Origin of the sequence: Mycobacterium asiaticum, assembly GCF_001673365.1 — a bacterium.
Taxonomy (GTDB): domain Bacteria; phylum Actinomycetota; class Actinomycetes; order Mycobacteriales; family Mycobacteriaceae; genus Mycobacterium; species Mycobacterium asiaticum_A.
Genome location: NZ_LZLS01000213.1, coordinates 1 through 8215, shown reverse-complemented (window position 1 = coordinate 8215; position 8215 = coordinate 1). Strand labels below are relative to the sequence as shown.

Genomic DNA, 8215 nt, shown 5'->3' with positions numbered 1-8215 from the left:
GACACCCGCAAGCCAGCCCCTACCCGCGGGGCCACTTCAAGCCGTCACCCCGGGGCCACTTCGAGTTGACACAGCCAACCTCATCAACAGAGCCGAAACTCTCGGGCACGACGTACTCGATACGGAGTACATGGTTCTCCATTTGGGTGCGAAGGAATTGTTCATTGACTTGCCAACCGAGATTCTTCACGGCTTGGTCGTTCAGTCCACTAGCGAGGTTCTTCCATGCATCTTGTCCTGTGTCGTAGAAGATTCCGCCGTGGTATCTAGCCTCGCCGATGTAACCGCCTGAATCTCCCTCCCACTTGCCCAGGACGACGCGGTCCGCTTCCCCGAATCGGTGAGTGGATAGGTCGGCGACTTGCTCCACGAGTCCAGATGAGGGATGCCCATTGACGAACGCCTGGTTGAGGTCCGAGGCTAGACCTGGCGCTGCGGGTGCGTAGACCACCGGATCACCTAGTGGGGCAGGAAGATGGTGCTCGCCCGCGCTGATAGGTATCTGCTCGCCCAGGGGTGTGTGTCCCGGTGGCAGCTGCCCAGATTCGGCCCCCGTGTAGTGCCCCGGATGGTCACCGGTACCCAGCGACGTGTGCGGCGTTATCGGATGAGTACCTGCGCCGGGTGGTTGGTCGTGCAGGTCGGCGGCGTGTGGAATACGCGCGTGCCCGAATCAGGCCGAGCGGGCGCAAGGAAATAATCAATCCTTGGTGAGCTGGTATTTGGCTCCGCATTCGTCCAAGATGAGCGTCTGCGCGTTCAGCGAGACAGCGCAGGGGCCATAAGACAAAACCATTGTGCCGGTCCAATTGTCGCCTTGTGGGTGTAGCTCGACGGACCCCATAAGGGTGCAATTGGAGCCGCACGAGGTGAAGTTGATTGGGTGGTGAAGACCGACCATCGGCCCCTCGATCATGGTGGCGGTGTACGAGCCACCGAGTGGTTCTGCGGATGCGGGGCCGGCCAGACTGACCGCTGCGCCACTGAGGATGACGCCTGCCGCGAAGAGTCGAGTGGTGATCATGTGGTGTTCCCCTCGGGTTGCTTTTGCGCAACGATGTTGACTGCTTCGACGGTAGTAGTGCATCTTCGCCGTCGATATAGGGATTTCCCTTGTCATCACCAGTTGTCTGCACGCTGCGCAACTGTGCCGACGCGTACCCGGTGACGCAGAGGCCATTAACCTCGCCGCTCGTCATCGGGAGACGAACGTCGCGATGCCTTCGGCCAGAGATCCGGGTCGGGATGGGCACGAACCTGCCCACTTTTCGACCGGAGCAGGCTGCTCAGGATTCAACCGGAGCCGACAATTCCATTGTTGGGTACCGACGGGCGGCGAAGGCATACTTCCATCGGTCTTTGCCGTGGGGTTCTTAGCCTTCAGGGGTGGAGGCGTCCTGCTGTGCCATCGAACCGGCCGTATATCGGTCCTCAACGGCTATCCCCATGTTTCACGACACTGTCCCAATCCGCGACACACACCCGGTATCGCCGGGCGAACGTCCTCGGCTATGAGCGCTGGTGGGACCAATTCAGATCAATACCGGTGGACACCAGCGGTGTGCCGCCGGGCTCGATAATCCGCCAAGCATCGGTTCGAGCCCGACTGGGGCACCGTGTTCCAGCACTTAATGGAGATTCTCCGAGTGCCTTGCGCGCCCTGATGCGTGCCGCCCCAGCCTCGCCAGAGCGGGGCGATATGCGGCGCAAGGTTGCCGAACTAGGCAGGGGCCCGCGCTGTCGTGCCGATCGCTGCGTCTCAGTGGCGGTGTGGCGCGAACAAGGCCGCCTGACCGGTAGCCGGATGGGGCCTGGCCAGCCACTCGCACGTCGCGGCATAGGACCGCTCCACAAGCTCAGCCGAGTGCGAGAAGTCCGCCGGTGATATGTCGATCGGGCAGGGCTGCGGGATGACCCGCAGGTCGACGACTTCCTCGAAGCGGGTGACATCGCGGGCGAGACGCTGATTAATGGTGAGGTTCAGGGCGTGCAGCGCCATCGCCAACACCCCGGTCGGGGGCTTAGGTAGAGCGCAGGAGTATCCGGTCGGCAGCACCCAAATCCGTTCGGCTCCGAGTGCTACGGCGTGTGACACCGGGGTGTTGTTCACAACTCCGCCGTCGACGAGGTGCCGTCCATCGATGGTGACCGGCGGGAAGACGGCCGGAATGGCGGCACTGGCCACGATCGCGTCGACAGCGTCTCCCGACGACAGCAGCACATCATGACCCGAGAGCACATCGGTGGCCACCACGTGTAGGGGGATCGGTGCATCCTCCAGTCGGGTGAACTCGAGATTGTCGGTGAGGAGTCGCCGCAAACCGTTGTCGGGCACAAGATTCGGACGCCGGCCCAAAAAGCCCAGGAGTCCGAGCATCGGGCGGATGGGGAAGACGTCGTTTCGCGACAGCGACCGCCACAAGTCGGCTAGCGCGTCAACTCCGGGGCCGTCGGGACGAGAGGCGATCCACCCGCCATTCAATGCGCCGACGGATGTGCCCACGATCAGATCCGGCGTGATCCCTGCGTCTCCCAGGCCGCGCAGCATCCCGACCTGGACCGCCCCAAGGCTTGCGCCCCCGGAGAGCACGAAAGCTGTCGTCATGTTTCACCTGGAAAGCAGTCGTTCAGATTAGTCAGCACGGCCAGATCCCAAGGCCAGCACTTTGGCATATCCATTTCCAAGCTTTCCGATTCATCACGCTAGACCGGCTCGCAGATCACCACCGGAATCACCCGGTCGGTCCAGGATTGATACCTGGCCCACCGCGGGTTGTGCGCAATGAGTCGCGGCCAAAGTTCTGCACGTTGCGCGTCGTCTGCGACGTGGGCACGCATCGGGTGCTTCTGGGCTCGGATTTGGACGTGCACTTCGGGATTGGTTCGAAGGTTCAGAAACCACATCGGGTGCTTCGGCAGACCGCCCTGTGAGGCCACTAGGACCACTCGGGCACCGTCGGACATGAATATCAGTGGGGTTGTTCGCAACAACCCGCTTTTGCGGCCGGTCGTGGTCAACAGGCACAAGGGGAGCCCGAGCTCATGGCCGGCGATGCGTCCATTGGTGGCGCGATAAATTGCCACGTTCGACTTGGAGATCCATTTCAGCGCGGGAGCCAGCAGCGAGATGAGAAGCGGGGGCTTCTTCGGAGTCATTCGATCCCTACTTCGAAGTTTCGGGTAATCCGTTGCAGATCAATCGGTCTCAAAGTGCACCCTGACTTAGGTCCCCGACGTGAGGCTTTCGACCGAATCACCGGCCCACAAGCAGATCGACGACGCTAACCGATGATGTGGCAGTGGCAGCGGGGTCCGGCAAGGGAGCGACGTTGGGTGCAGGCGGCGACGTCCGCGGTGGAGGCGGTGTCTTTCGGATCTTGACTTCCGTCTCGCTGAGCAGTCGCGGTCCGAGGAGCGTCAGACCTGCGAAAGCGACTGCGGCCACGAGCATTTTGGCGTGGGCGCGCCTGCGACGACTCGTCGCTAGTTGCGACTCCGTACCGTCGACCAGTTGAGGTAATTTCGTTCTGTCCCAACGAAGCCGGCGCCCGATGTCGCGCACGGATTCCAGTCCGTCCTCACTGAGCACTGTTGCATCTCCTAATCTCTTTGCGCCGCAGCCCGTTCGACGGGCTGGTCGCCGCGCCGGCGTAATGCTCCGCCGTCGGATTCCCAGCGCTGCTGCGCCATCAGCGCGAAATAGCGATCCTCGGCCGCTTGCTCCCCGATGCCTAGCAGTTCGTCAGTCGTTGACGCATTGTCCGGCTGCGCCGCTGTCGTCACAGCCGTATACGCGCGGGAGGGACTGGTGTACGGAGGCACCACCAACAGTTCAAGCCGCCCGACGGGATCTCCGATCAACGAAATTTTGTTGATTGATTGATCGCGAGTGCCGGCGAGTATCACGTTGCTGCCTCTGAACCGAAGATTCAAAGGTGCTGGCGCCCAGACATTCTCGTCGTAGACAACACGATCAACTGTGTCGATCCGCGAACCGAGGGCTGCGAGCAACGGCGGAAGCTCGGTGGCTAGTTGAGTCGACCGCGGCCACCATGCGCCCTGCACGTCTCCACCGCGCCGATCAGCTGGCTTTAAACGTAGCCGCAGGCCTGGAATTGGTGAAGAATGAATTCCCAAGGCGGAGGTGGACATTGGATGCCTCATAACTCTACTTCGCTTCGTCGCAGACTGCTAATATAAAGGAAGTATATCCGGTAAATATATTAAAGCAAAGGCGGCTGGTGAACGAGGAGACAGACACTGAGGCCGGGCGCCCGAAGCGAAATCGCTTACCGCGCAACCGGCGACGTGAACGAATACTTCAGATGGTTCGCGAGCAAGACGAGGCTGTCGATGCCGTCGAGATCGCCGCGCAGATCGGGTTGCACGTGACGACGGTTCGGTTTCACCTGGACGCGTTGTGCGACGAGGGGATGATCGTGCGCAGCAGGTTGAACCTTCCCGGCGCGGGCCGGCCGCGCACCGGATATCGAGCGGTCGAGGAGCGGCTGGATTACCGAATTCTCGCCGAGGTCCTAGCAATGGAGCTGGGCCGAACCGCGGAAATGCGCGCTAGGCGTGCTCAACACGCAGGGCAGAAATGGGCTGCCCGCCTGGTGGGTTCGCAGAATGCCCAGCCCGACCGCACCGAAGCCACCGCCGACAAGGAGGCCGATCATGCGCTCGATCTGGTGACTCTGCGTGTCAACGATGTCTTTCAGCGAATGGGATTTGATTCCGAGGTAGCCACTTCCGCAGAACCAACGGCACACACGTCCCCCGGCGGCGGTCCAACGCCTGCAAGTGAGCGGATGATTCGCCTGCACGCCTGCCCCGTGCGAGACCTGGCCCGGGCGCACCCCGATGTGGGATGTGCATTGCATCTGGGACTGTTGCAGGGCTTGCTCGCCAACTCCGGCGCTGGCCAAGGCGGGCGAGAGGTATCGCGTGGGGAGATCTCAGGGCACCTAGACCCCCTCGTGGAGCCCGAACTTTGCGTGGCCAGGTTGGTGGCAAGAGTCTGACGCGTGCCGATAGATCTGGCGGTTCGGCGCGGCGTGAAGATTCTCGTGGGAACACGTGAGCAAGCGTTCTGTCCCCTCACCGGTACCGACGTTTAATGACAACACGTATGACCTGAGTAAGCAGAACGTCTATTTACCTGCGGATATAACGCCAACGGATTGACGCTGCTCCGCTCTGGTCATACACTCGATGCGTATGTGTCCGCACCTTCGCCTGTCGGGCGCCGACGGAAGTTGAGACATCTATGACCGTGACCAGCACCGCTCCCAACGTTGTCGACGCTGGCCTTCCCACATTCAGTTACGGCCTCGACGCCACTCCGCACGACATCCTCGATGATCTCCGAACGGCGCAATCGTGTGCGCCCATAGCCATCGGGCCGCTCGGGCCGGAAATTCTCTCTTACGAGATGGCGCGGGATATGCTGCGCGACACCAGGTTCGGCATGCCACCGGGTATCACGCTGGCAGCGCAGGGCGTCACCTCGGGACCGTTGTACGACAAGATGATGAGCAGTCTTTTGGGTCTCGAAGGCCCGCCCCATGCTCGTTTACGCAAGCTGGTTTCCAGGGCGTTCACCCCCCGCGCAACAGCAGGCCTGAAAGACACGATTCACGAGGTGGTGAATGGACTAATCGATCGAGTAGCGGAAGTCGGCCGGTGCGACATCGTGACCGACATTGCGCGGCCCTACCCGACCCCGATCATGTGCGCTCTCATCGGTGCGCCGAGGGAAGATTGGCAGCTGTTCGCAAGCTGGACCGACGAAATCTTCAAGGCCTTTAACTTCCAGACCGACGCTACCTTCAATGAATCCGCGATCATGCAAGCGTGGAGCGAGCTGGACGCGTACGTCGATGACATGGTCGCCGTGCGCCGAAACAATCTGACCGATGATCTCCTTTCTGAGCTCATACGCGCCGAAAGCGACGGCGACCGACTCAATCTCGATGAACTACGCATGCTCGTGGCCGGCTTTTTGATGGCGGGAACGGACACGACGCGAAACCAATTGGCCGCGTCGGTGCAGGTGCTCTGCGAGCATCCGGATCAATGGGCGAAGCTGGGCAACCAACCAGAGCTTGCGATGCAAGCGGTCGAGGAGAGCATGCGCCACTCGCCTGCGGTCTGTATCGCGCCGCGAGCTACCAAGGAGGATGTCGAATTCGGCGGGTACTTGTTCCCGGCGGGGACCTTTGCGCTTGTGAACACCTTCGCCGCTAACCGCGACCCAGCGATCTACAACGAACCTTGCCGCTTCGACATCACGCGCAAGGATGCGCCCGCAATTCTGACCTTCGGCGGCGGCGCGCACTACTGCCTCGGGGCGAACCTTGCACGCCGGGAATTGGCGGAAGCACTCACAATCCTCACCCGACGGCTCACCGAACCCCATCGCATCGCTCCGGCCCCGTGGAAATCTCTGCTCGGAATGACCGGTCCCACAACGCTTATGGTCGAGTTCGACAGCGGGATGCTTGCGAGTGCCGATGCGTAGTCGCGGCTGGGCGGGTGCTACACCGGGCTCGGACGAGGAGGCAATCGCCCGCATTTTGAATGCCGTAGACGAAGTGGTCGCCGAACACGGACCGGCGATCCGTCTGGCCGACGTCGCCCGGAAACTCGGGGTCACTCGCCAGACGGTGTACCGCTACTTTCCCAATGCCGATGCGCTGCTCATCGCCAGCGGAATGCGTGCGGTCAACGGATTCATCGACCAGGTGGTACAGCACGTCAGCGGCCTCAACGACCCGGTCAGCGCGCTAGTCGAAATTATTTCGTTCGCAGTCGAGAATCTCATCGGCGATCCACAGTTGGAGAGCTTGCTTGCCCCGCGACCGGAAGGCGAAGCCGCCACCTCGCTCAGCTCCGACACGGCGATCACGTTCTGCTTGTCGGCTTTCCACCGCCTCGATGTCGATTGGAAGCTGCACGGTTTCGACGCCACCGCGCTTGCACAGCTCGCCGAAATGACCTTACGCACCGTGCAGTCCCTTCTGACCGATCCTGGGCAGCCGACGCGCGAAGGACTTGCATTGCGCCGCTTCGTGGCTCAATGGCTCGGTCCAGCGATCCTCTATCCGAGGGTGGCGTCGCTGCCTATCCGCTGACGACAGGTAGGGCTGAGGTCCTGAGAGATCGCTCTGGGCATTTGATGCTCGAGTCGCCGCACCTGTAGTGCGGTGTATTGCGCACGTCGAATCCCAATAATTTTCAAATAAGTTGCCTCGCCAAAAATAATGCTTACCAAATGTTGGTCTGAATAAATTCGGCTTGCCTGCGCCCATCGGTAGACGTTGCGCCGGACTGCGTTTGAGGACTTCCGCGCCCAGGGCGGCTCGCCGAACGAATGTGCACTTTGCACAATCAAATAGCGGCATTTCGGCATTTCTTATGAAAGTCACGCAATCGCTGATTTCGCCGTCTACGCGAACGTAAATTCCCAGGTTGGCAACGGGTGCGGGGTCAAAACCGGCGTTTCGAGGCCACGTAAGCACCGGCACTATGGCTGGTCTGCGTGCGCGTGATCGAAAGGCCGCGTCGGGTCGGCTCCCACGGACTTCGGGAGGTCGGCTGTGTCGTTCGTCAGTGTGGTTCCGCAATGGGTGACCGCGGCATCCTCGGAGTTGGCGGGGATCGGGTCGGCGGTGGGTGCGGCCAATGCGGCGGCGGCAGCTTCGACGACGGGGATTGTGGCCGCGGCCTGCGATGAGGTCTCTGCGGGGATCGCGGAGTTGTTCAACACCCACGCGGTCGAGTATCAAACGTTGAGCGTCCAGGCCGCGCTGTTCCACGAGCAGTTCGTGGCGACCCTGACCGGCAATGCGGCTGCATACGGGGCTGCCGAGGCGGCCAATGCCCAGCAGGTGGTGTTGGGGGCGATTAATGCACCGTTTGAGGCGTGGTTGGGGCGTCCGCTGCTGGGTAATGGCGCGGATGCGACCACACCTGGTGGCGCTGGCGGTGCCGGTGGTTTGTTGTGGGGCAACGGCGGTGCGGGTGCGGCGGGTGCTCCCGGTCTGGCCGGCGGGGCCGGCGGGGCGGCCGGGCTGATCGGGACCGGCGGGGTCGGCGGTGCCGGCGGGGCCGTCCTCAACGGTGTGGGCGGCGCCGGCGGCCGTTTCCACCGTTGCCCCAGAGCAATCCCCCGGCACCGCCGTTTGCGCCAGAACCAGGCGCGCCGTTTGCA

Annotated in this window: 8 protein-coding genes; 4 read left to right on the top strand and 4 right to left on the bottom strand. The window is 62.1% G+C overall.

Annotated elements, in window-relative coordinates; translation table 11 throughout:
• Positions 1 to 700: 700 nt before the first annotated feature.
• From A5634_RS25065 to A5634_RS25050, 4 genes are all read right to left on the bottom strand, one after another.
• Positions 701 to 1024, bottom strand: a complete 324-nt coding sequence (locus tag A5634_RS25065) for a hypothetical protein (RefSeq protein ID WP_065146730.1) — start codon at positions 1022 to 1024, stop codon at positions 701 to 703.
• A 735-nt stretch (positions 1025 to 1759) separates the two neighbouring features.
• Positions 1760 to 2605, bottom strand: a complete 846-nt coding sequence (locus A5634_RS25060) for a patatin-like phospholipase family protein (RefSeq protein WP_065146729.1) — start codon at positions 2603 to 2605, stop codon at positions 1760 to 1762.
• A gap of 98 nt (positions 2606 to 2703) precedes the next feature.
• On the bottom strand, positions 2704 to 3156 hold the full coding sequence (locus A5634_RS25055) for a nitroreductase family deazaflavin-dependent oxidoreductase (RefSeq protein ID WP_065146728.1): 453 nt from the start codon (positions 3154 to 3156) through the stop codon (positions 2704 to 2706).
• Positions 3157 to 3600: 444 nt separating this feature from the next.
• The gene (locus A5634_RS25050; protein WP_065146727.1) at positions 3601 to 4152 is read right to left on the bottom strand and encodes a DUF5994 family protein; all 552 of its coding nucleotides are present in this window, start codon (positions 4150 to 4152) and stop codon (positions 3601 to 3603) included.
• Between the two features lie 89 nt (positions 4153 to 4241).
• On the opposite strand from A5634_RS25050, the gene A5634_RS25045 reads away from it, so the two are divergent.
• From A5634_RS25045 to A5634_RS25030, 4 genes are all read left to right on the top strand, one after another.
• Positions 4242 to 5024: an HTH domain-containing protein gene (locus A5634_RS25045; protein WP_065146726.1), complete on the top strand. Its 783-nt coding sequence runs from the start codon at positions 4242 to 4244 to the stop codon at positions 5022 to 5024.
• A 245-nt stretch (positions 5025 to 5269) separates the two neighbouring features.
• Positions 5270 to 6523, top strand: coding sequence for a cytochrome P450 (locus A5634_RS25040; protein WP_065146725.1), 1254 nt, complete (start codon positions 5270 to 5272; stop codon positions 6521 to 6523).
• A complete protein-coding gene (locus A5634_RS25035; RefSeq protein ID WP_065146732.1) occupies positions 6516 to 7136 on the top strand; it encodes a TetR/AcrR family transcriptional regulator in 621 nt (206 codons plus the stop codon). The genes A5634_RS25040 and A5634_RS25035 overlap by 8 nt, the downstream gene beginning before the upstream one ends.
• A gap of 465 nt (positions 7137 to 7601) precedes the next feature.
• On the top strand, positions 7602 to 8215 hold a 614-nt coding region (locus tag A5634_RS25030; protein WP_155769724.1), incomplete at its 3' end, for a PE family protein.

Coding starts and splice junctions, on each gene's coding strand:
- A5634_RS25065 (WP_065146730.1), bottom strand. CDS start 1,024: ATGATCACCACTCGACTCTTCGCGGCAGGCGTCATCCTCAGTGGCGCA.
- A5634_RS25060 (WP_065146729.1), bottom strand. CDS start 2,605: ATGACGACAGCTTTCGTGCTCTCCGGGGGCGCAAGCCTTGGGGCGGTC.
- A5634_RS25055 (WP_065146728.1), bottom strand. CDS start 3,156: ATGACTCCGAAGAAGCCCCCGCTTCTCATCTCGCTGCTGGCTCCCGCG.
- A5634_RS25050 (WP_065146727.1), bottom strand. CDS start 4,152: ATGTCCACCTCCGCCTTGGGAATTCATTCTTCACCAATTCCAGGCCTG.
- A5634_RS25040 (WP_065146725.1), top strand. CDS start 5,270: ATGACCGTGACCAGCACCGCTCCCAACGTTGTCGACGCTGGCCTTCCC.
- A5634_RS25035 (WP_065146732.1), top strand. CDS start 6,516: ATGCGTAGTCGCGGCTGGGCGGGTGCTACACCGGGCTCGGACGAGGAG.